The sequence below is a fragment of the Streptomyces sp. NPDC033131 genome, assembly GCF_055578365.1.
This window is the reverse complement of sequence record NZ_JBVIPA010000009.1, coordinates 55,456-78,012: the sequence shown is the minus strand read 5'-3', so window position 1 is coordinate 78,012 and position 22,557 is coordinate 55,456. Positions and strand designations below refer to the sequence as shown.

14 protein-coding genes are annotated in these 22,557 nt (G+C 68.2%); 6 read left to right on the top strand and 8 right to left on the bottom strand.

Annotated elements, in window-relative coordinates; translation table 11 throughout:
* Nucleotides 1-282 precede the first annotated feature (282 nt).
* The 4 genes from ACZ5XS_RS14245 to ACZ5XS_RS14230 all read left to right on the top strand — a co-directional run bounded on the left by ACZ5XS_RS14245 (nucleotide 283) and on the right by ACZ5XS_RS14230 (nucleotide 6,936).
* The gene (locus tag ACZ5XS_RS14245; RefSeq protein ID WP_468651038.1) at nucleotides 283-2,424 is read left to right on the top strand and encodes an elongation factor G; all 2,142 of its coding nucleotides are present in this window, start codon (nucleotides 283-285) and stop codon (nucleotides 2,422-2,424) included.
* Between the two features lie 232 nt (nucleotides 2,425-2,656).
* Complete coding sequence (locus ACZ5XS_RS14240) at nucleotides 2,657-3,508, top strand: alpha/beta fold hydrolase (RefSeq protein ID WP_468651036.1); 852 nt, start codon at nucleotides 2,657-2,659, stop codon at nucleotides 3,506-3,508.
* A gap of 40 nt (nucleotides 3,509-3,548) precedes the next feature.
* Nucleotides 3,549-5,663, top strand: a complete 2,115-nt coding sequence (locus ACZ5XS_RS14235; RefSeq protein ID WP_468651034.1) for an McrB family protein — start codon at nucleotides 3,549-3,551, stop codon at nucleotides 5,661-5,663.
* 4 nt (nucleotides 5,664-5,667) lie between these two features.
* Complete coding sequence (locus ACZ5XS_RS14230; RefSeq protein WP_468651032.1) at nucleotides 5,668-6,936, top strand: McrC family protein; 1,269 nt, start codon at nucleotides 5,668-5,670, stop codon at nucleotides 6,934-6,936.
* A 12-nt stretch (nucleotides 6,937-6,948) separates the two neighbouring features.
* Here the strand turns inward: ACZ5XS_RS14230 and ACZ5XS_RS14225 are convergent, their stop codons facing one another.
* The 4 genes from ACZ5XS_RS14225 to ACZ5XS_RS14210 all read right to left on the bottom strand — a co-directional run bounded on the left by ACZ5XS_RS14225 (nucleotide 6,949) and on the right by ACZ5XS_RS14210 (nucleotide 12,580).
* Nucleotides 6,949-8,112 (bottom strand): hypothetical protein, encoded by a 1,164-nt coding sequence (locus tag ACZ5XS_RS14225; protein ID WP_468651030.1) that lies wholly within the window; start codon nucleotides 8,110-8,112, stop codon nucleotides 6,949-6,951.
* 97 nt (nucleotides 8,113-8,209) lie between these two features.
* Nucleotides 8,210-10,348 (bottom strand): UvrD-helicase domain-containing protein, encoded by a 2,139-nt coding sequence (locus tag ACZ5XS_RS14220; protein ID WP_468651028.1) that lies wholly within the window; start codon nucleotides 10,346-10,348, stop codon nucleotides 8,210-8,212.
* 41 nt (nucleotides 10,349-10,389) lie between these two features.
* Nucleotides 10,390-11,973, bottom strand: coding sequence for a serine/threonine-protein kinase (locus ACZ5XS_RS14215; protein WP_468651026.1), 1,584 nt, complete (start codon nucleotides 11,971-11,973; stop codon nucleotides 10,390-10,392).
* A 109-nt stretch (nucleotides 11,974-12,082) separates the two neighbouring features.
* Nucleotides 12,083-12,580 carry an ATP-binding protein gene (locus tag ACZ5XS_RS14210; RefSeq protein WP_468651024.1) on the bottom strand — a complete coding sequence of 166 codons (498 nt, stop codon included), beginning with the start codon at nucleotides 12,578-12,580 and terminating at the stop codon, nucleotides 12,083-12,085.
* A gap of 117 nt (nucleotides 12,581-12,697) precedes the next feature.
* Here ACZ5XS_RS14210 and ACZ5XS_RS14205 point away from each other — a divergent pair, with 117 nt between their 5' ends.
* Both ACZ5XS_RS14205 and ACZ5XS_RS14200 read left to right on the top strand, forming a co-directional pair.
* Nucleotides 12,698-13,534 (top strand): helix-turn-helix domain-containing protein, encoded by an 837-nt coding sequence (locus tag ACZ5XS_RS14205; RefSeq protein ID WP_468651023.1) that lies wholly within the window; start codon nucleotides 12,698-12,700, stop codon nucleotides 13,532-13,534.
* Nucleotides 13,531-13,737 carry a DUF397 domain-containing protein gene (locus ACZ5XS_RS14200; RefSeq protein ID WP_468651021.1) on the top strand — a complete coding sequence of 69 codons (207 nt, stop codon included), beginning with the start codon at nucleotides 13,531-13,533 and terminating at the stop codon, nucleotides 13,735-13,737. Before ACZ5XS_RS14205 ends, ACZ5XS_RS14200 begins: the two co-directional genes overlap by 4 nt.
* Nucleotides 13,738-13,814: 77 nt before the next feature.
* On the opposite strand, the gene ACZ5XS_RS14195 is transcribed toward ACZ5XS_RS14200, so the two are convergent.
* From ACZ5XS_RS14195 to ACZ5XS_RS14180, 4 genes are all read right to left on the bottom strand, one after another.
* On the bottom strand, nucleotides 13,815-16,994 hold the full coding sequence (locus ACZ5XS_RS14195; RefSeq protein ID WP_468651019.1) for a type I restriction endonuclease subunit R: 3,180 nt from the start codon (nucleotides 16,992-16,994) through the stop codon (nucleotides 13,815-13,817).
* Complete coding sequence (locus ACZ5XS_RS14190) at nucleotides 16,991-18,235, bottom strand: restriction endonuclease subunit S (protein ID WP_468651017.1); 1,245 nt, start codon at nucleotides 18,233-18,235, stop codon at nucleotides 16,991-16,993. The genes ACZ5XS_RS14195 and ACZ5XS_RS14190 overlap by 4 nt, the downstream gene beginning before the upstream one ends.
* Complete coding sequence (locus ACZ5XS_RS14185) at nucleotides 18,232-20,223, bottom strand: type I restriction-modification system subunit M (RefSeq protein ID WP_468651015.1); 1,992 nt, start codon at nucleotides 20,221-20,223, stop codon at nucleotides 18,232-18,234. The genes ACZ5XS_RS14190 and ACZ5XS_RS14185 overlap by 4 nt, the downstream gene beginning before the upstream one ends.
* 94 nt (nucleotides 20,224-20,317) lie before the next feature.
* The gene (locus tag ACZ5XS_RS14180; protein WP_468651013.1) at nucleotides 20,318-22,477 is read right to left on the bottom strand and encodes an N-6 DNA methylase; all 2,160 of its coding nucleotides are present in this window, start codon (nucleotides 22,475-22,477) and stop codon (nucleotides 20,318-20,320) included.
* Between the last annotated feature and the right edge of the window lie 80 nt (nucleotides 22,478-22,557).

Below are 22,557 nucleotides of genomic sequence, written 5' to 3'. Positions count from 1 at the left end.
CGGCGCGTGTCATGACGTGAACGACGAGTGAGGGGAGCCGGCCGTGCGTGTGTGCACCGCTGTCGTCGTTCCCCGGCCGCAGTACGACGTGATCCTCGTGTCCTCGCCCGTCCGGTGCCCGCTGCGCGGCCGGTACCGGATGCCCCGGACGAACGACTGACCACGACGCCCGGTTCTGAACTCCGGGCGCATGTACGCCACATCTGACGTTCCGTCAGAAAAGCAGTGCCGTCCGGGAATCGCGCCGCCCTGTCACCGAACCCATTCGAAAGGCCACGGGCCGTGCGCACCAACCTCAACCCCCTCTCCGCCGTCCGCAACCTCGGCATCCTCGCCCACGTCGACGCCGGCAAGACCACCGTCACCGAGCGGATCCTGTACGCCACCGGGACCACGCACAAGCGCGGCGAGGTCCACGACGGCACGACCGTCACCGACTTCGACTCCCAGGAGCGCGATCGCGGGATCACCATCTTCGCCGCGGCGGTGAGCTGCGCCTGGGACGGTCACCGGATCAACCTGATCGACACGCCCGGCCATGTCGACTTCGCCGACGAGGTGGAGCGCTCGCTGCGCGTGCTCGACGGAGCGGTCGCCGTGTTCGACGCCGTCGCGGGCGTCGAGCCGCAGAGCGAGTCGGTGTGGCGGCAGGCGGACCGGCACGGTGTGCCGAGGATCGCGTTCGTCAACAAGCTCGACCGTGCCGGAGCGGATCTCGACACGGCCGTCCAGTCGATCCGGGAACGGCTGCATCAGGCCCCGCTGGTCGTCCAGTTGCCCATCGGGAGCGAGGACGCCTTCACCGGTGTCGTCGATCTGCTGCGGATGCGGGCGCTGACCTGGTCCGACGACGGTGAGACGGTCGAGGAAGGTCCGGTGCCGGAGGGTCTGCGCGAGGAGGCGCTCAGGCGGCGTCGGGCGCTGGAGGAGGCGGTGGCCGAACTGCATCCGGGCGCGCTGGAGGAATTCTGTATGCAGTCGACGGTGGGCGTGCCGTCGGTCGACGGTATGGCGCCGGCCGACGGTATGCGGCCGACCGGCGACCAGCCCGCGCTCGACCTGCCCGCGCTCGACACGCACACGCTCGCCGACGCCCTGCGCGACCTCACCCGTACCGGCGAGGGCGTGGTCGTGCTGTGCGGCTCCGCCTACCGCAACCGCGGGATCGAGCCGTTGCTCGACGCCGTCGTGGCGTACCTGCCGTCGCCGCTCGACGTGCCCGCCGTACGCGGCACGCGCGACGACGGTACGGAACAGGAACGGGCGGCCGACCCGGAGGCGCCCTTCGCGGCACTGGCGTTCAAGGTGACCGCCACCGCGACGGGCCGGCTGACCTATCTGCGGGTGTACTCGGGAACGATCGGAAAGGGAGCCACCGTGATGGACGCGGGCGCGCGGCGCACCGAGCGGATCGGGCGGATCCTGCGGGTGCAGGCCGACCGGCACGCCCGGTTGGAGCAGGCGGTCGCCGGGGACATCGTCGCCGTGGTCGGACTGAAGTCGGCCCGGGCCGGCTCGACGCTGTGTGCGCCGGACGCCCCGCTCGTCCTCGAGCCGCCCGGCGTGGCCGAACCGGTGGTCTCCGTGGCGGTGGAGGCACGCCGGTCCACCGACACGGACCGGCTGGCCACGGCGCTGGCGCGGCTGGCCGAGGAGGACCCGTCGCTGGTGGTCCGGACCGACCCGGAGACCGGTCAGACACTGCTGTCCGGCATGGGCGAGCTGCATCTGGAGGTCGCGGTGGAGAAGGTCCGGCGCGACCAGTCGCTGGAGGTCGCCGTCGGCCGGCCGAGGGTGGCGTACCGGGAGACGATCGCCCGCGGGGTGTCCGGCCTGGTGTACCGGCACGTCAAACAGGACGGAGGAGCAGGGCAGTTCGCTCATGTCGTCCTCGACGTGGAACCGTTGGACCTGGCGAACGGCACGGGCTTCGAGTTCCGGTCCGTCGTCGTGGGCGGGCGGGTGCCGCAGGAGTACGTCCGGGCGGTCGAGGCGGGCTGCCGGGACGCCCTCGCCGAGGGACCGATCGGCGGGCACCCGGTGACCGGGCTGCGCGTCACCCTCACCGACGGGGCGACCCATGTGAAGGACTCCTCGGACACGGCCTTCCGTACGGCAGGCCGGTTCGCGCTCCGGGAAGCCCTGCGCGCCTCGGCGGCGATCCTGCTGGAACCGGTCGTCGAGGTCACGGTCACCGTGCCCGAGGAGGCCGTCGGCACCGTCCTCGGCGACCTCGCCGCACGACGGGGCCGGGTCTCCGGCTCGGCCACGCGCCCGGGGTCGGCGGTCGTCACCGCGACCGTTCCGCTGGCCGAACTGTTCGGCTACGCGACCCGGTTGCGCAGCCGTACCCAGGGCCGCGGCACCTTCACGGCCCGGCCCACCGGATACGCCCCGGCACCGGTCACCGCACCGATGAGGTGACGCGGTGACGAGGTGACGCGGGTACCGCGGTGACCGACAGGCGGCTCCACCCGTACCCAAGGGTGGGGCCGCCCCGGTTCACGGGCACGACACGACAGTTGACGGCACGGCACGGCACGGCACGGCCGGGTTCAGGCCGTCGTACGCCGGCGCGCGGCACCTGGGGCCGTGGTCCCCGCCCCCGGCCGCAACCCGGTTGCCGGGGCGGGGACCCGTTGAAAGGCTCACCCCCATGCCCACCTTCTCCGCGTCCGACGGAACCCGCCTCGCCTACCACGTGTCCGGTGACGGCCCGCCCCTGATCTGTCTGCCCGGCGGCCCGATGCAGGACTCGGTCTACCTGGGCGACCTGGGCGGTCTGACCGCCCACCGCACCCTGATCCGCCTGGACCTGCGGGGCACGGGCCGTTCGGCGAGGCCGGCGGACCCGGCGTCGTACCGCTGCGACCGCCTGGTCGACGACGTGGAGGCGCTCCGCGAAGAGCTGGGCCTGGACCGGATGGACCTCCTCGGCCACTCGGCCGGTGCGAACCTGGCCGTCCTCCATACGGCCCGGCACCCCCACCGCGTCGCCCGCCTCGCGCTGATCACCCCGAGTGTCCACGCCGTCGGCGTAGAGATCACCGCCGAGGACCGTCTGAGCACCGCACGCCTGCGCCGGGACGAACCGTGGTTCACCCCGGCGTACGAGGCCCTGGAAGCGATCACCGCCGGCCGTGCGGCCCCCGGCGACTGGCAGGCCGTCGCCCCCTTCTGGTTCGCCCGCTGGGACGAGGAGGCAAGGGCCGTACGGGAGGCGGAGGAGAGACAGCGCAACGACGAGGCGGCGGCCGTGTACGCCGCCGAGGGCGCGTTCGACCCGGCCGCCACCCGCGCGGCCCTCGCCGGTTTCGCCGCTCCGGTGTTCGTCCTGGCCGGGGAGGTGGACGTGGCGGCACCACCACGCGCCGTGGCGGAGTACGCGGGCCTGTTCCCGAACGCCGAGCCGGTCGTCCAGTCCGGCGCCGCGCACTTCCCGTGGCTGGACGACGCGGGGCGGTTCGTGACGGCAGTGGCGGCCTTCTTTGACGGACTTTCCGTCTAGCGACCCAACAGGGCCGTCCACCATGGGGAATCATGGTCGGATGGACACGGAGGAAGGCGCCACGGGAGCGGCCAAGAACTTCGACCGGGCCGACCTGGCGGAGGTGGTGGCGTCGGCGGAGCAGGACCGTCGGCGGGCGATCGAGGAGTTCCCGCTCTCCGGATGGACCGATCTTCCGGTGGAGCGGTACGCCCTTGGCGCGGGGGAGCAGCGGCCATTCTGCTGGATGCTCGAATACGGGACCGACAACTACGGCAGCATCAGGGGCGGCAGCGCCGCGAAGCACATCATGTACCGCCACCACAGCGGCGAATGGCGACTGCCGGCCCCGTTGCGCAAGCTGGACGTCGACGAGGCCTGGCAACTGGTCCGTACGGAGTTCGAGGCGGCGTTCGAAGCTGCCGAGCGCAAGGACTTCAGCAGGATCGATGACCTCAACACCCTGTCCTTCGGCCAGGCGCTCGTCACCAAGGCTCTGGCCGTCTACTTCCCGGAAGAGTTCCTGCCCATCTACTCCGCCTCCCACGTACGGCACTTCACTCAGCGGCTCGGCGGGACAGCCCACCAGGCATATGGCAACGTCCACACCTGGCAGGCCAATCGCGAACTGCTCGCACTGGTGAGGAGCCGGCCCGAGTTCGACGGCTGGCATCCCGTGGAGGTGATGCGCTTCCTGTACGCGGAGTACGACCCGCGCGCACGCCGCCGCCAGGCGTGGAAGATCGCTCCCGGAGAACGCGCGCGGCTGTGGGAGGAGTGCCGTGAAGGGCGGCACATCCGGGTTGGGTGGGACGAGATCGGCGACCTCGGCCGGTACGAGAGCGACACCGAACTCAAGCAGATGCTGGACAGCGAGCGCCCGGAGTCGGCCGGCGCCAATCTGAGGCACGCCCGTCAACTGCTGGCCCTCCGCGACCTGGAGCCCGGCGACCTGATCGTCGCGAACCGGGGCAAGTCCGAAGTGCTCGCGCTGGGAACGGTCAGCGGCGGCTACGTCTACGACGAGTCGTACGACACCTACCGGCACAAGGTCCCGGTGGAGTGGGACGAGTCCTATGCCCAGACCTTCGACGCACCGGAGAACGCCTGGCAGCAGACTTTCGCCACGGTCTCCGACTCGTTGCTCCGACGCATCGAACAAGGACGTACCGCCGCGGCGGCCCCTCGTTTCGCCTCCGGCGTCGTCTCGGACGAAGTGCCTGCGGCGGTGCAGCAAGTGCTGGACGCGCTGGAACACAAGGGCCAGGTCATTCTCTACGGGCCGTCCGGCACGGGGAAGACCCGGCTGGCGCTGAGCGCGGCACTCGCAATGGCCGGCCGGGCGGATGCCATCGAGGCTCCGGCCGCCGGGAGGTCGGCGGTTCTGGCCAGTCTGCTGCCCGCGCCGCAGAGCGACGACGTGGCGCCGGTGACCTTGGTGACCTTCCATCCCTCCTACGGCTACGAGGACTTCGTCGAGGGATACAAGCCGGAGACCGCCGCTGATCGACCCGGCCTCAATCTCCAACTGCGGGCGGGCGTCTTCCTCCGGATCTGCGAGGCCGCCGAGCGATCGCCCGACCGGCCCTTCCTCCTGATCATCGACGAGATCAACCGGGGTGACCTGCCCCGCATCCTGGGCGAGCTTGTCACCCTGTTGGAGATCGACAAGCGCGCCATCCCCGTCAAGCTGCCGATCAGCGGTCGGCAGATCATGATTCCGCGCAACGTCCGGGTGATCGGCACGATGAACACGGCCGACCGCAGCATCGGCCATTTGGATGTGGCGATCCGACGCCGCTTCAGGTTCATCGAAGTCGCTCCGGATCTCGACGCAGTGGACACTGCGGTCGGTGGGCTCGACCTGGCGGCCTTCCTCGCCGGGCTCAACAGCAGGCTTGTCCGTGAGTTCGGACCGGACCACCAGATCGGCCACGCCTGTCTGCTGCGCGACGACCGCCCCCTGGGGACGGAGGAGGAACTCGCCGCGGTCTTCTACCACGACATCGTTCCGCAGATCGAGGATCACAGCATGGGCCGGGCGGAGCCCATGCAGGCCATTCTCGGAGACCTGATCGACCCGGTGTCCGGTCGCATCGCTCGTATGGGACCACAGGATCTCGCGAACAAGCTCGCGGCCGAGTTCGCCGACTCCGACGATGCCGTCAACGGCTGACCGCATGCCCCCGCTTCCCGACCTCGCCATCGACGAGTACAAGTCCGCCGAGCTGACCGTCGACCAGCTCACCGAGTCCGACCAGCGCAGTCTGCGGTCACTCGCGGACAAGAACCACATCGGGCTGCGGACGACGCGCACGGGCTGGAGTGTCACCGCACGCTCGACGGTCGGTGTACTTGTGCTGGAGCGGGTGCGGTTGATCCTCAGGCCCAAGTTCACGATCCCCGGCCGGCAGTTGATTTCCTGGCTCTGCTACGCCAATGGAGTCCCGGTCCCGCACGAGCCCACGCTCCGGCAGTGGCCGACCGGCAGCTCCGGCTACGTCGACGCCGCGCTTCCCGCGCTGTTGACGGAGTGTCAGGCACTGCTCACTCAAGGGCTGCGACGCAACTACGTACGGATTGACAGGGTGGAGCCGGTGCTGCGCGGGCGCCTCGACGCCATGGCGCAGGCGACCCGTCGCTACGGCTCTGTGGACCAGCTGCACGTGCGGACCTTCGAGCGTGACGTGCATATCTGGGAGAACCTGGTGTGCGGTGCCGCACTGTCCGCCGCGGTGCCGCTGGCAGCAAAGGCCACGCTCGCCCGCGCGCTCAAGGACGCCGCCGCCGAGTTCCCCCGGCCACGGCTCCCGGTCACCGCTCCGCGCATGCTCGCACGAGCCCGCTACACCCGCCTCAACGCCCGGTACCGCCCCGCCCACGCCTGGGCGCGCCTGGTCCTGGGGGGCGGTGGTGTCACCGATCTACTGACCGACCGCGGTCTTCGGGCGGACAGCATGCTGCTCAAGATGGACCGCCTGTGGGAACTCGTGGTGCGGCAGATGGCGGGCCGCGTGGCGGCCGAGTTCGGGGGACGCGCCGTCGGCAGCGGGGGGCAGCACGCCATCAAGACGACCGGCGACATGGCTGTCACCCACAAGCCGTTCAGCCCCGACGTGCTACTGAAGTTCGACACCCCGGAGCCGCGGTTCCTGCCCGTCGACGCCAAGTACATCGCGTACGGCGGCAGAACGGTGAGCGCCCACGACCGGCACCAACTCCTGACCTACATCGCCGGATACACGGCACCTGGCGCACCGCTCGCCGTCATCCTCCACCCCAACCCGGACGGAGCGTCCAGCCGCACCCTGCGCATCGACGGTCCCCTCGGACACCTCGGGGAGATCAGGGTGCTCGGCGTGGACACCCGACTGCCGCCCGACGAGGCGGCCGAGCCGCTACGGCAACTCGTCGCGGAGTTCACCGGCGTGGCGAGGGCCGCCGGCTGAACGGTGACACGGTCAGGGCAGTTGATACAGCCGTTCCGCCTCCCGGACTGCGGGGAGAAGCGCCTCCGCGGCAAGGGCGTTGAGCGCGGACAGCTCGCCGGTGCCGAGGCCAAGGCCGAAGACGAAGGCCTTGGCCTTGTCCGCGAACCGGGTGGCCGGCCGGCTCATGCCTCCGGTGGTGATCACGATGAGTCGCTTCTCGTCTGCGGCAGCCACGCCGTACAGGCGCTGCACCTCGGACGTGGACAGGTCCTTCGCGCGGTGACGCCACTCGATGTGGAAATGGTCGGAGAGGATGGGAGCCTCACCGTCCCCCTCCTCCAGGTCACCGAAGCCGAACATCGAGAGCCGGCCGCGGACGGACTGGACGAGCTGCTGAGGGCTGAGTGAGGGATCTGCCGGCTCAGAGCCGGATGCGTCGGGGCGAGGCGATTCCCACCAGGAATCGGTCACCTCCCACTCCCAGACGCCGCGCCTCACCAGAGCCGCCATGTCGCGGACGGTGAGGTCCGTGGCCGGCACTCCAGGGATCGGCGACACCTCGCCCCGCAGGGTGTAGGCGAGATCAACGCGTTCCCAGTCGGCCGAGCCCCGGCGAAGCACATCGATCATCCAGCCGAGTCGCGGCTTGCGCGAGATGCGGACGTCGGCATCAGGCAGGGCGGCGTCGAGAAAGTGACCTTGACGCTCGTCCGCGATGTCGACCCGAACGCCCTTCTCCGAATCGAACGCGAACCACCTGTTCTCCGCCACGACACGTCGCACACGCACGCCCTGCTCGGCGAGGAGGTCTGCCAGTTCGACCATGTCCGAGCGCTCGCTCTCGCGCCAGCGCCACGGGGAGGGCAGGGGAACACCCGTCAGGTACGCCGACGCGTGGGCATGCAAAGCGTCGACCAGGGCCTCGTCCGGTGTGCCGTTCAAGGGCCAGACGGTCGGCGGCTCTCCGGACATCGGATCGAGGATCGCCCAGGCGAAGGTGTACCCGAACTTTGTGATGCCCAGGGCGACGCCGGCCTCGCCCTGGAGCTTGACCTTCAGGTAGAGCGGCTCATGCGTCGGCAGGTGAGTCCGGTGCTCCAATTCCGGGTGACGATCGACCAGCTGGTTCTCCAAGTGCTGGAAGTGCATGTACTTGGTCAGTGCTGCCACCATGTCGCCGGGCGGGAAAGGCAAGTCGCTGCGCTCCTCGTGGAGTTGGAAGGAGCGACAACGCAACCGCCCCCGGCCGCATGGTACGGAGAGTCACTCTCGTGGATCAACGACTTTGCCGCTACGCGACGACCCCACTCTCGGTGAGGAACGCGCTCGGGCGTCCCTGCCACGACACGTAGAGACTGTCCCGCGCTCGCGTACAGGCCACGAACAACAGGCACCGCTCCGCCATGAGGTCGGCCTCGTACTGGAGCCGGTCCACCTCGGGCGCCGTGAGCGCGCTCGGGTTGGGCAGAGCCGCGTCATGGACGCCGATCACGGCCACACAGCGGAACTCGAGGCCCTTGAACGAGTGCATGGTGCCGATGCGTACGGCATCGGTGTCCGCGGGAGCGTCCGGGCGCAGTCGTACGGCGGACAGGCCTGCAGTCTTCAGACGCGATACGGCCTTGTCGCACACCTTGTTGAAGCGGGCGCTCACCCCGATCTCGGCCGGCGCGATTCCCCGGTCCAGCCAATCCCGCACGCGATCGACGAGCGCGTCGAGTTCTGCCTCCTCCGTGGCGGCACCGTGGAGATCAGGGCTGCCGCCGTGCAGGGCCGAGCGATAGCCGAGAAGTGTCTCGTTCCGCGAGTCGTCGGCCAGCTCCTCGAAGGGGCGGCCGACCAGGAGGGCGGTGGACCAGCTGAGGATCTCGTGTGTGGAGCGGTAGTTCTTGCGCATCTTCGTGGCACGCCCCGTGACAGTGATGCCGACCGCCTTCAACGACACCTTCGAGTCGTAGATGCGCTGATGGGGATCACCGGCGATGAACAGGTCGTCCGGCCGTGACGGGACCGCCGCACGCAACAGCCGCCATTGTGCGGGGTGCAGGTCCTGGGCCTCGTCGACCACGACATGCCGGTAGCGCGGTCCCTCCTGCTCCAGAAGGTCCGCGGCCTCCGAGCAGGTGCCGAGATAGGTGCGCAGGCCGTCGGCGGCCAGCCGGTCCGTGAACTCCTGGACGGTGTGCCAGACCAACGGCCGCTTCGACGCGGCCAACGCGCTGCCTCGCCCGCGCCGCTCACAGGCCTCGTAACTCTCCAGTGTGCGCAGGTCCTGGGCCAGGACCACGTGCTTGTACTCCTGGGCGAGGAACTGCGCCGACCCGGTGAAACCCGTGACCCCGGCCGCCTGCTGCCACCGTGGCTCCTCCTCGCCGCCCCGCAGAGGCCGCCGCGAGGTGGACACGACCCGGCCGGCAAAGGCGTCGACGGTCATGATGTCCACCCGGTCGCGCAGCCCCTCGTCCTCGACGAGAGCGGCGAGGCCTGCGCGCAGGGCCGCGACGAGAGCGTTCGTGTACGTGGTGAGCAGGATGCGTTCGCCGTCGCGCAGGTACCGCAGCAGGTGGCGCACGCGATGCAGGGCGACGACGGTCTTCCCGGTTCCGGGACCGCCGGTGACCTGGGCGGGCCCGGAGTACGAGGCCCGGTAGGCCACCTTGTGCTGCGAAGGGTGGAGGAAGATCCTCCACGCCGCGAACGGCTTGTCCAGCATGTCGCGCAGCTCGTCGGAGTCCGCGACGACCGCAATACGGGTCCGGGTGCGGTGAATGGCCGTCGCATAGTCCGTCGTGTCCACCGGCTCCGGCGAGGGCGTGCCCGCGAGGCTGACGGCCACGACGTCCCGCCACACCTCCTCCACCGTGAACCCGGCAGCCAGGTACTCCAGGACTTCACGCTGATCCTGCGGGAAATACGGCGCGAACACCTCCAGCTGCTCCAGGTTGGTGAGAGCGCGGACCTGATGCAGCGTGGTGTCGTCGATGCCGAGCGCGGTCATGTCCCCGTCGGAGATCTTCGCGAAGAGCCGCTGGTCGGGGGCGGGCGCGATCCGCTCGTAGGCGGGGGTGATCTCTTCGAGGGTGGCGATGTCACGGATCTCGACGGCCTGGGTGACGGTGTTGATGCTCGACTTCTGCTTGACGGCCCAGGCGATCGCCTTGTCGTGAGGCATCACGCGCAGCAGGACGAACGTGTCGCCGCTGTCCGGTGCCAGGACGACACCCCGCGTGCCCTGGTCGATGCGGATGGTGCGGATGTGCGGATCCTTGGCCTGCTTCAGGGACTCCAGTTTCAGACCGGGGTCCTTGAACAGCTGGTCCAGCGTGAGCCGTTCGAACTTCTCCCAGGCCGCGAACACTCCGTCCCGCACCGAGCCTTGGAGCTTGCCGAGCTGAGCGCAGAAGCCGATGTCGAAGGCGAGGTGGGGCATGCGCGGGTCTCTTCCGGGGCGAAGGGGCGGGACGGACGGGATCAGAAGCCGGAGGCAGGGCCGTCCAGGTCGAGGCGGATCACCGCGAGCGCCTCGGCGACCTCGACGGTCAGTTCGTCCTCGGGGCCGTACACGAGGCAGAGGTCGTCATGAAGGGGTTCGAGGAGGTGGCGGGCCTCCTCCGCACGGCCCTGGGCAAGCAGCAGCATGCCGATGTCCCGGCGCAACATGACGGCCTCCTCGCTGACGTCGCTGTCGACGCTCCGTACGACGTCGAGGACGTCCTTCAGGGTCGCGAGCGCGTCGGTGACCTGGCCGAGTTCGGCGCGGCAGCGGGCTGCCTGGGCGCGACAGTCGAGGGCCGCCTTGCTGGTGGGCCCGCTGATCCGGGCGTGCGTGGCGGCGAGGGCCTCGAACTCCGGCAGCGCGGCGCGGAAGTCGCCGCCGAGCAGGCGGCTGACCGCCCGCCGCATCCGCAGCGCGAGGACGACCTTGTTCTCCGAGCCCAGGGCGCGCGCGGCGGGCTCGATCAGCTCGCCGACCACTTCGGCCGCCTGCGCGAACCGGTCCTCCTCCATGAGCGCGTCGTAGTGCTCTCGCACTTCCCGGATCTGCACGCGCAGCGTCTCCGGCAGAGGTGCCGGGGCGGGCGCGTCGGGCACCGCGGCGCCGGGCCGCGCAGCCGCCCCATCCCGCCGGCGGGGCGCGTACGGGCGGCGGAACACGCCCGTCGGGTCGGGCGCCCCGGCAGGTCCCGCCTCATGCGCGGCAGACTCCTCGCCGGCCGCCGGGAGGAAGGGCCGCAGCCGCTCGTACACCTCCTGTACGTCCGCGGGGCGCGCCTCGGGCGCCTTGCGCAGCAGGTGCAGGACGAGTTCCTCCAACTCGGCCGGAACATCGGCGCGCAGCTGCCGTAGCGGTGTCGGCGCCGCGTTGACATGCTGGAACATCACCAGATACTCACTGTCCGCGGTGAACACCAGCCGCCCGCTGAGCAGTTCGTGCAGCACGCACCCCAGCGCGTACAGGTCGGCCTGCGGCGTGACCTGCCCGCCGCGCACCTGCTCGGGAGCCATGTACTGGTACGTCCCGATGGGGCTGCCGGTCGCGGTCAGCTTGGTGACGTCCGTCCGCAGGATCGCCGCGATGCCGAAGTCCAGCACCTTCACGGTCCCGTCCAGCGCCACGATGATGTTGCTCGGCTTCAGGTCGCGGTGGATGACCGGCACGTCGTGCGCGTACGACAGCACGGTGGCGACCTGCGCGGCGACGGCCACGGCCCAGCTGACGGGCAGCGGCCGGTCGGGGTGGATGTAGTTGGTGAGCGGTAGGCCGTCGACGAGCTCCATCACGAGGAACAGATGCTCGTACGTGTCGTCCAGCACCGCGTCGTACACCTGCGGAACGCCCGGATGCTGGATGCGTGCGGTGATCCGGGCCTCCCGCTTGAAGCGTTTGGCGAGCTCCTCGGCGAGGTGCGGGGAGGTGGCCGCCTGCCCCCTGATCACCTTCACCGCGACGGGCCGGTCCAGTATGGCGTCATAACCGCGCCACACGTCGCCCATGCCGCCGTGGCTGAGCTCCCCCAGCAGTTCGTAACGCCCCGCGACCGGCTTCTGCGGCACCCTGCCCCCGTCGAGTGTTCACGCCGGCGTGCGGTGGGTCGGCGCCGGTCCGACTGTTGGGGGACAAGTCTCGCGGGTGCGGCGATCTTCCGTCCAGCTGATGGGCCGTTTACCGGTCAGTGGTCCCCGGAGCGGCAAGGGTGGCCGGGACGGTCAGCTGCGCCCACACCTTCTTCCCAGGGCCGCCCGCGCGAGGGCACCAGCCCCACAGGTCAGCGAGCGCGGCGACGAGGAGCAGGCCGCGGCCGTCGGCCCGGTCGCCGGTGGGATCCGCGGGAGCGAGGGCCGGGAGGCTCTCGCCGCGGGTGTCGGTCACCTCGATGCGTACGGTCGCCCCGCCGGCGGTGAGACGTAGGTGGAAGTCGCGGCCGGGGACGTGTCCGTGCCGGACGGCGTTGGCGCATAGCTCCGCGGTGATGAGGGTGAGCGCGTCGTGTGCGTCGCTGCCGTACGGGATGCCCCATGCGTGGAGGCGCACTCCGCACAGGCGCCGGGCGAGACGTGCTCCGCGCGGAGTGGAACTGAAGGGCATCTCGAAGCTGTGTGTGGGGTTGGTGAGTTGGGCGGTGTGATCGATGGTCGTGTCGGTCGCGGGATTGCTGGTCATGCCTCCACGATGACCTTTGGTGGCGTAGCGTGACGAGAGGTGACGCGCCGTCGCGAGTGAGCTGTACGTGAGGGTGTGGGTCGTGTACGTGCGGTGCGGGTGGAGGTGGTGGCGACCATGCGGGACGACGAGGTGGAGCAGCGGCCGGAGGACGAGCCGGGCTCGGGTGTGGTGGCCGCGTTCGGGCGGCAGTTGAAGCTGTTGAGGGTACGGGCGGGGCTGGATCGGGCGGCGTTCGGGAAGCTCGTGGGGTACGCGGCGGAGTCGATCGCGTCGATCGAGCAGGGGCGGCGGATTCCGCAGCCGCGGTTTATTGACCGGGCTGATGAAGTGCTGGATGCCGGGGGTGTGTTGAAGGCGCTGAAGGAGGTGCTGGCGCGGGCTCAGTATCCGGCGTTCTTCCGGGACATGGCTCGGTTGGAGGCGGAGGCTGTTGAGCTGTGTGCGTATGACACGCACGTGGTCAACGGGCTGCTGCAGACCGAGGAATACACCCGCGCCGTGCTGGCGATGCGACGACCACTGCTGGACGAAGAGACGATCGAGTTGCGCGTCGCAGCCCGCTTGGCGCGGCAGGAGCTCTTCGGCCACTGGCCTGCCCCACTGCTGAGCTTCGTGATGGACGAGTCGGTACTGGGCAAGCCGTTCGGTGGGAAGACGGTCCTGCGGGGGCAACTTGAACAGATCCTCCTCATTGGGCAAAAGCGCAATGTGGAGATCCAGGTGATGCCGTCGGACCTTGAGGACAACGCCGGTGTCGATGGTCCCTTCACTGTGATCACACGCAAGGGCAGCGAGCAGTTCGTGTACACGGAGGTACAGGGGCGGAGCAACCTGCTCACCGATCGAGACGAGACCCGGCTGGCGTCGGCCCGCTATGGGATCATCCGGAGTCAGGCTCTCTCTCCGCGGGAGTCCCTGGATGTTGTCGAGAAGATGCTGGGAGAGCTATGAACACCGAAGCGACCTGGCCCGCCGAGTCTGAACTTGCCTGGTTCAAGAGCAGCTACAGCGGTGCCGAAGGCGGCCAGTGCGTCGAGGTCGCCGCAACCGCCAAGGCAGTCCTGATACGCGACTCGAAGCAAATTGGCGGGCCTGCGCTGGCGATTGGGCCCGGGGCTTGGGCCGAATTCGTGGCGTTGGCCTCCGACAGCTGACGCGTCGCGGAAGCGAGGAGGGTCCCGTCGTATGGCCGAACCGGCTGACGGCGGGACCCTCTTGCGCTGGTCGGGCGCTACACGTCGTCCAGTCCCTCTTCACTGCGGATCATGCGCCACGCGGCGCGCCGTGCGCTGCGGTCGAGGTTCGACTTGAAGCTGCGGTCGGCGCCGAAGTAGCGCTTGCCGAGCGTGTCGATGGTGGAGACGTGGTCCATCATGTAGCCGTTGAACGCCTTGTCGAAGACGACGCCGAAGTTGTCCTCGTCGTTGACGACGGCGGCGGCGCGGACCTTCGGGTCGTTCTTGGCGGCGTTGAAGGCCGGGAGGACGTCCTCCTCGGTGAACTCGGTGCCGAACTTGGCGTTGAACTTGTCGATGAGTTCGGAGAGAAGGGACTTCTCCGCCTCCTTGGCACCGCCCACACCATCACCGAAGCCCTTGAGCTCGGACGGGCCTTCGGGGCTGAGGGAAACGTCGTGTTCGCCGGTCTTCGCGACGCGCAGATGGCTGAGATCGACTTCGCCTATGTCGACGCCACCGTCGGCGCGCCTGGGAAGCCGGTTGAGGAGGTAGCGGCCGTAGAGGTGCAGCCGCTCCAGGTCGGGGTCGTGGTAGGGCACGATCTGCGCGAGGAAGCCGTACTTGCGGACATAGTCGTTGAGGTTCGCGCGGAACTCCTCCGCGGTCTCGACGTCGTCTTCCTCCTCGCTCTCCATGAGCGTGGTGAAGCGGATGACCGCGGGGGAGAGGAGCCGGTACAGCTCGGCGTGCAGCTTCTCCCACTTGGCCTGTGAGCCGCCTGCTTTCTCCTTCGCCTCGAAGTAGGCGGCGGCGAACTCGTCCATGTCCTGCTCGGAGATGACCGGGGCGGACATGACGCGGCTCTGCGCGCTGTAGAGGAGGTTGGGGTCGGAGGGGAGGGTCTCCGCTTCCTCGAAGTACGGGCGGAAGGCGTCCTTTATGTCCTCGGCCTCATTGACGAAGTCCAGGACAGCGAGGTCGGCCTGAGTCTTGCGCTCGGCGGTGCGGTTGAGACGGGACAGGGTCTGGACGGCCGCGATGCCGGTCAGCGTCTTGTTGACGTACATCGTCGTGAGGAGCGGCTGGTCGAAGCCGGTCTGGTACTTCTCGGCGACGACCAGGATCTTGTACTCCTGTTGCCCCTTGCCGCCCGCCTTCACGGCCTTGTCGTCGGCGCGTGTGTACGCGAACGCCTTGGGCAGCGCGCTCTCGGACAGCCCGCCGTTCTCCTTGGTTTCGGTGGTTTCCTCGTCGTCGATGGTGAGGGAACCGGAGAAGGCGACGAGTACGCCCAGGTCCGGGTACTTGGTGTCGTACTCGCGGTCCTTGATGTAGCTCTTGATGGCGCGCGCCATCTGCGCTGCGGAGTGCCGGGTTGCCGTGACGACCATCGATTTCGCGCGCCCGCCGAGCCGGCCGCGGGTGTGGGTCACGAAGTGCTCGACGATCACCATCGCGTGCTGGGAGACGGTGTGCTCGTGCGTGAGCGCGAACCGGGCGAGTAGGCTGTTGGCCTTGGAGGGGTCGACCTCCTTCTCGTCCGGGTTCTGGTTCACCAGCTTCCAGTACGTGTTGTACGTGACGTAGTTGCGCAGCGGGTCGAGGATGAAGCCTTCCTCGATGGCCTGCCGCATGGAGTACGTGTGGAAGGGGCGGTAGACCGCCTTGCCGTTCTCGGTGTCCTCGGTGCCGAAGAGTTCGAGGGTCTTGGCCTTCGGGGTGGCGGTGAAGGCGAAGTAGGAGAGGTTGGCGGCCTGGGAACGCTCGACGGCCTTCGCCTTGAGCTTGTCGTCCAGGGTGACGGTGGTCGTGCCTGCGTCCTCCGAGTCGGAGTCCAGACCGAGGTCCCGCAGGGCGGACTTGACGGCGGTGGCGGCGTCGCCGGACTGGGAGGAGTGGGCCTCGTCGACGACTATCGCGAAGCGGGTGCCCTTGATCTCGGTGGGGTTGCGCTTGATGTAGTCGAGCAACGCCGGGAAGGAGTGCAGGGTGACCGTGACGATCTTGCCGGTGTCGCGGGAGAGGGCACGGGCGAGCTGCTCGCTCTTCGCGCCGTGCTTCTCGTCGATCTTCACGACCAGGCCGTCGGTCTGGGAGAAACTGCCGACTGTCTCCCGGAGTTGGGCGTCCAGGTTACGGCGGTCGGTGATGACGATGACCTTGTCGAAGACGGGTTCGCCGGGCTTGACGCGGTTGTTCGCCAGGGCCTCGGCGTCGAGGAGGCGCGGGTCCGTGTCCGCGTGTAGGTCGCTCAGGCGGTGGGCCAGCCAGCCGATGGTGTTCGACTTGCCGGAGCCGGCGGAGGCCATGACGAGGTAGTTCTGGCCGGCGCCGTGAGTTGCCGCGTGGGCGGTGAGCTTCTTGACCACGTCCCACTGGTGGTAGCGGGGGAAGATCGTGGACTTTGTCGTCCCGCCGCCGGGCGTCTTGTGCTTCTGCTGGTGCGCGAAGCGCTGGAGGAGGTCGAGCCAGTTGTCCCGCTGCCAGACCTGTTCCCAGAGGTATGAGGTGGTGTACGTGCCGTGGGCGGTGGGTGCCGGGTTCCCGGATCCGCCGGGGCGGCCGGGGCCGTTCGAGCCGGTGTTGAAGGGCAGGAACTGGGTGCTCTTGCCGCGGAGTTGGGTCGTGACGAAGACCAGGTCCGGGTCCACGGCGAAGTTCGCGATCACCCGGCGCGTGAAGATCAGCTCGGTCGGGTCACGGTCGGTCCGGTACTGCTCCTTCGCGTGCTCGACGCCCTGGCCCGTGAGCGGGTTCTTCAACTCGGCCGTGGCGACCGGGATTCCGTTCAGGAAGAGGGTGAGGTCGAGGCGGTGGCCCCAGTCGGCCTGCTTGGTGGCGTAGGTGAGTTCGCGGATGACAGTGAGTCGGTTGGCTCGGTAGCCGTCGAGGGCGGTGTCGTCGGCGACGAGGTTCGGCTTGAAGTAGGCGACGCGGAGCAGGACTCCGCGGTCCTTGACGCCGTTCCGGAGGACGTGGAGGAGACCGTCGTCGGCGATGGCCCGGTCAAGGCGTTGGGCGAAGCCTCGCTGGGCCTCGTTGGGGTCGCCGTAGACGGTACGGAGCTTGTGCCATTCGTCGGGCTGTGTCTCGCCGAGGAAGGTGAAGAGCTCGTTGGTGTCCAGGCCGAGGTCGGGCCGGTAGTCCTCGGGGTTTGCCTCGCGCCAGCCGCGCTCCAGGAGGGCGGCAACTATGGCGGAGCCGAAGGCAGACTCGTTGTGCACGGGGCTCATGCCGGAACTCCGTCCGTTACGTTGCGGCCGCTGGCGGTGGAGACGTCGAATTGGCCGGTGACGGCGGCGGTGATGAGGGCTTGGCGGCGCTCTCTCACGAGATTTCTCTGCTGAACCAGTTTCTTGTGGAGGTCTACAATCGGGGCTACACGAGCACCCAACACACTTAGACGATGTGATGCTTCGTTCAGGGCGGGCAACGGAATCGGCACACCACGCAACCTGTCCGCTTTGATACCCAAAGCAGTGGAGCCAGTGGCGCGGAGTTCAAGTTCGCTTTGCCCTTGTGGTGACCGCAAGTACCAATAGAGCCACCTAGGGGAGCAGACGTCAGTATTGGCTCTCAGTACGATGACGCGCTGGGCAAGCGCAATCGACGTATCGTTGACCATGGCGACTTGCCCCAAAGGGGCCTCCGTGGTGAGCAATACGTCACTGACCTCTAGCAAACCCCGACGCATCCAGTCAGTGTAGGCGTCCGCAGCGATATATTCGCGGCTAACGTTGAGGTCGATGAGCCCATCCCGAATGTTCTTGGCCGTAACAAGGGGGATCCCATGATCCGTCTTCGTGGGTGTAGCTCCCCGGTAGTCAATCCATCGGCTAACTGCTCGCCGCAATGGGACAGACGGTGCCTGAGTCGGCTCGTCAAACTCGAAGCAGGCCCAAAGCAGTGCAGACTTGCGCTCATCAAGTACTTCTGTGAGCCTCTTAGAGCGTTTCTCAACTTCTGCTAGCTTTGTCGTCTCGGCATCGAGGAAGTCGGCAATGCGGCGCTGCTCCTCCTGAACCGGAACCTCAAAACGAATGTTCGCGTAACGTTCGGCATTGAAGTTCTGGATTGTTGACGCAACGGCCTCGGCCCGAATCTTGTGCTGAAACGGTGCACTGCGTGCAACATATGCGAGGAAACGGGGTTCTACCTGGGTGCGTGGTCGAAACCTGACCAGATATCCAGCGAAGGTCATCCCTGAGTCTGCTGCGCGTACCAGATATGACTGACCGGGAGGGGTCCCGCTGCGGGACAGGAGAAGGTCGCCATCTTGTAGGGTGAATCTATCCTCTGGGGTGCCGGGGATGTAAACGCCTTCATCCGCCGGCGTCAGAATTCCACTGCTGATATCGGTTGTTCGGAGTAGACGGACACCCGATTGGGCGTAATTCTCTGCTGAGGTGTTGAGGCCGTATTGGCCGGCGTCGATGCAGAGATCCTTGAGGCGGACTGACTTCCAATGCGTCATTCCGTGACCTCCCCCAACAGTCCCTGAATCTCCGCCTCCAGCGCCTTCAACTCCGCGTCGATCTCCGCCAACGGCCGTGGCGGCTCGTACACATAAAAATGCCGGGTGAACGGAATCTCGTATCCCACCTTCGTCTTGCTGTGGTCGATCCAAGCGTCCGGCACATGCGGGTGCACCTCCCGCTTCAGGTACTCCTCGACGTCCTCACCCAGGGGCACGTTTTCGTAGTCCCGAAGCTCCGAGTCCGGTTCGGGCTCGCCCTTGATGCGCTGGATCTCGCCCTCCGGGTCCCGTACCCCGATGGTCTCCCGTACCGCCTTCGCGAACGGGGCCCCCGCCGGCCACAGTCGCCCGGACTCGATGACCGCGTCCTTCAGTGCGACCAGCGCCTCGGACTTCGTCCCCCACGACGAGCCCAACAGCGTAAGCACCGCCGCTACGAACCCGTCGCTCTGCTCCAGCTTCTGCACCGGCTTGGCTGCGGCCAGCGCGGCCAGCGTCTCCTCCGTCACCTCGAACCGCAGCTTCAACGGCCGCTCAACGGTGATCCGCTGGTACCCGAAGTCCGTGTTGGCGAAGACCTTCACCTTGCCGTGGAGCGGATGTTCCGCGTCCTCGGCAACGGTGAGGGCGTCGCCGTACAGCCGGGTCACCGTCGCGATGTGCTCCTTGCCCAGCTCCTTGCGCTTGTCGCCCAAGGACTTGCGCATCTTCTGCCACTGATCGCGCGCGTCCAACAACACGACCTTGCCCTTGTGCTCAGGGCTCTTGCGGTTGGTGAGGATCCAGAAGTACGTGGAGATACCGGTGTTGTAGAAGAGCTGGTCGGGGAGCGCGACGATGGCCTCAAGCCAGTCGTTCTCCAGAATCCAACGGCGGATCTCCGACTCACCGGAGCCAGCCGCGCCCGTGAACAAGGGCGAGCCGTTGAAGACGATCGCGATGCGGGAGCCGCCCTTGCCGTCGACGCCGACCGGCTTCATCTTCGAGATCATGTGCTGGAGGAACAGAAACGAGCCGTCGTTGATACGCGGCAGCCCCGCCCCAAAGCGCCCGGACTCACCCAGCGCCTTGTACTCGTACTCGACTTCCTCCTTCACCTTCTTCCACTCCACGCCGAACGGCGGGTTGGCGAGAAGGTAGTCGAACTTCCGACGCGCGTGCCCGTCGTCGGAGAAGGAGTTGCCGAAGACGATGTTCTCCGGGTCCTGACCCTTGATCATCAGGTCGGACCGGCAGATCGCCCACGACTCGGGGTTGAGCTCCTGCCCGTACACCTCGACGTCGGCATCCGGGTTGTAGGTCTTGATGTGGTCCTCGGCCGCCGACAACATGCCGCCGGTGCCGCACGCCGGGTCCATGACCTTGCGGACCACACCCGGCACGCTCAAGGCGTCCCCGTCCGGCGCGATCAGCAGGTTCACCATCAGCTTGATGACCTCGCGCGGAGTGAAGTGCTCACCAGCGGTCTCGTTGGACTGCTCGGAGAAGCGGCGGATCAACTCCTCGAAGATGTAACCCATGTTGTGGTTGGGCACGACCTCGGGATGCAGGTCCAGGTCGGTGAACCTGCCGATGACCTTGTACAGCAGGCCCGCGGTCTCCAGCTTGCGCACCTGCTGGGCGAAGTCGAAGCGCTCCAGCACGCCGCGCGCGTTGTCCGAGAACGCACCCACGTACACAAGGAGGTTCTTCACCGCGTTCTGCGGGTCGGCGGCGATCTTCTTCAGCGTCAGGTTGGACCTGTTGTAGAAGGAATGACCCGAGGCACGGCGGAGCCAGTCCTCCGGGTTGATGTCGCTGTCCTTGTACTTGGCGACAACGTCCACGACTGCCGCGCGCGTTGGCTCCAATACGCACTCCAGCCGCCGCAACACCGTGAACGGCAAAATCACCTTGCCGTAGTCCGACTGCTTGTAGTCACCGCGCAGGAGGTCGGCGACGGACCACGCATGGTTCGCCAACTCCGTGTGCTTGCTGCTGTTCAAGAGATTCCCCGAGTTCCTTCCGTACCGTCACGCCGCCCCGCGTTCTGCTGCGTGGGTGCGCCCAAGTGTGGTCGATGTGTGAAGCCTTGAGTGGCTAATGGGGCGAATCGTCCCCCAAAGAAGATGCGAGCGAGTCCGCCACCGGGACCAGCTGGCCCCCGGTCAAGCCGCTCGCCAGCAGCCTCGCCGTCTCCTCCGCCAGAATCTGCGCACGACGCCCCTGTACAAGCAACTCGTGCACGCGCCGGAACGCCTCCCCGTACTGCCTCTGCACCCCAAGCGGGAGAAGAGGCACGCGCAGACGCCCCGGGTTCACCTGCAGAACCGTGGTCCCTGTCGACGCGACCGCGATGTTGTCCTCCGCGCTCAGGAAACCGGCCAGACACCACGCGTCGAGGCGTGCCGGATCAGGCCGGAAGAGGTGGATCTGCGGGCCGAGCAGCGCCTCGGCGTCGTTCTCGTCGGCGACCCGCACCTTCGGACCGTTGCCGTCGGCAATCGCCCGTACGAGGACGTCACCCTTCGCGATGAGGGGTGCCGCGACACCGTACAGCTCAACGGAGTCCCCGCTGGGGCCTGCGCCTCGCGCGATGTCCGCGCTCGTCAGTACCGGGCGGGTATCGGAAGACCCCGTATTTTCCGTGCCGGAGTCCGTACCAGGCGCCGTCCGCAGCAGCGTCAGCGCCCCACCACGTACAAGGTCCGACGCCGTAGCCGTGCGCCACCCGGCATTTGACGCGCCCGATGCGAGGCAGTCGCTGCGGTGTGCCGCCTGCTTGAGTGACTCGGCGGATCGAAGGAGATCAGACCGTGCGGCGTCCAGGTCCGCCGAGAGTTCCGCCGGGTCGACGTCCGACAACGAGGCGCGGACCCGGCGGGTCGGGGTCAGGTCGACCAGGTCGTCGAGCAGATCGACCACGGGGATCGCGCGCGCTCTGTCCGGCACGTCGGTGAACGCGCCCGGGTCCCCGACGAACTCCTCCCAGGCCGTCAGCACCTGTTCCGAGAGGTCGGCCCAGTCCATCGCGGCGGGGCGGCTGCCACTCTTCGTCCGTGCCAGCGACAACGCTCCACGTCCGGGCCCAGTCGTCGTGTCGACGAACAGAACCGACTTGCGTTCCGGACCGCCGGGCTCCGGCCGCTGCAGAACCCAGATCTGCAGCCCCACATGCAGCGGCGGTGCCGCTCCCGCGGGAAGGCCCATGACCGCGCGTAGCGCTCCGCTGCGGACAAGCTCTGCCCGTACCCGCCGCCCAGAGGCCCGGCTCGCGGTGGCGGGCGGCAGGATCAGGACCGCGTGACCGCCGGGTGCGAGGTGGGCGAGGGAGTGCTGGATCCAGGCCAGCTCCGACTCGGCGCGGGCGGGCACGCCGTACGCCCAGCGGGGGTCGTACGCCAGCTCGTCGTGTCCCCAGTCACGGTCGCCGTACGGCGGGTTGCACAGCACGGCATCGGCGACGAGGTCGGGGAAGGCATCGGCGCGGAGACTGTCACCGGTGCGCACGGTGACCGTGGCTTCCAGTGCTGTCAGCAGCAGGTTCACCGCGGTGCGCTGCGCTTGTACAGGCACTGTGTCTTGCCCGTACAGCTTGCTCGCGCCCCGGTCGGCGGCGGCCGCGAGGAGGGTGCCACTGCCGCAGGCCGGGTCGAGGACGCCGGCCGGACCGCCAGGGATCAGGCGTGCGGCGAGGTCCGCGAGCGGGCCGGGCGTCTGATACGTCCCGCTCGTGGCGCTGTCCTCCAACTCCCGCTCCGCGAGCACGCCCAGCGCAGCCCATGGCCCCTCGTCGCGGACGCATGTGAGCAGGGCGCGCAGCACGGCCGCCTCGGCAGCCGTGTAGTGAACGGCTTCCGGGCTCGGTACGACGTCGGCCAGATCAGCTGCCGCGTCGGTCGCCCGAGCGACCAGATCGGCCTCCGGCAGTTCCGTGAGCGCCTTGAGCTCGTCCGCTGAGCGACGCGCTGCCGCCAGGACGAGGAGCAACAGGTCTGCCGTAGCGCCGCCGCTCTGCCCTTGGACGCGAAAGCGGAGCAGTGTGCGCAGCTCCTCCGATGGGCTCGCCGCGGAAGCGTGGCCTCGCGCGGCGAGCCAGGCGCGTACCGCCTTCAGGTCGTACAGAGGGCTGCTGTCCGTGCCGCCGGAGGAGGTCGGGAAGTCGTCGTGCCGACGGCGCCAGTTGCTGACGGTGGCGCGCGTGACTCCGGCGATGCGGGAGATCTCGGCGGCTGTCACCTGTGCGGACGACTGGGGCATGGCGGGCTCCTGGGCCTCTCGGCAGCGAACAGTAAACAACTTACAGCACTCGTCAAATCAGTCAACGTGGTTGACAGTGT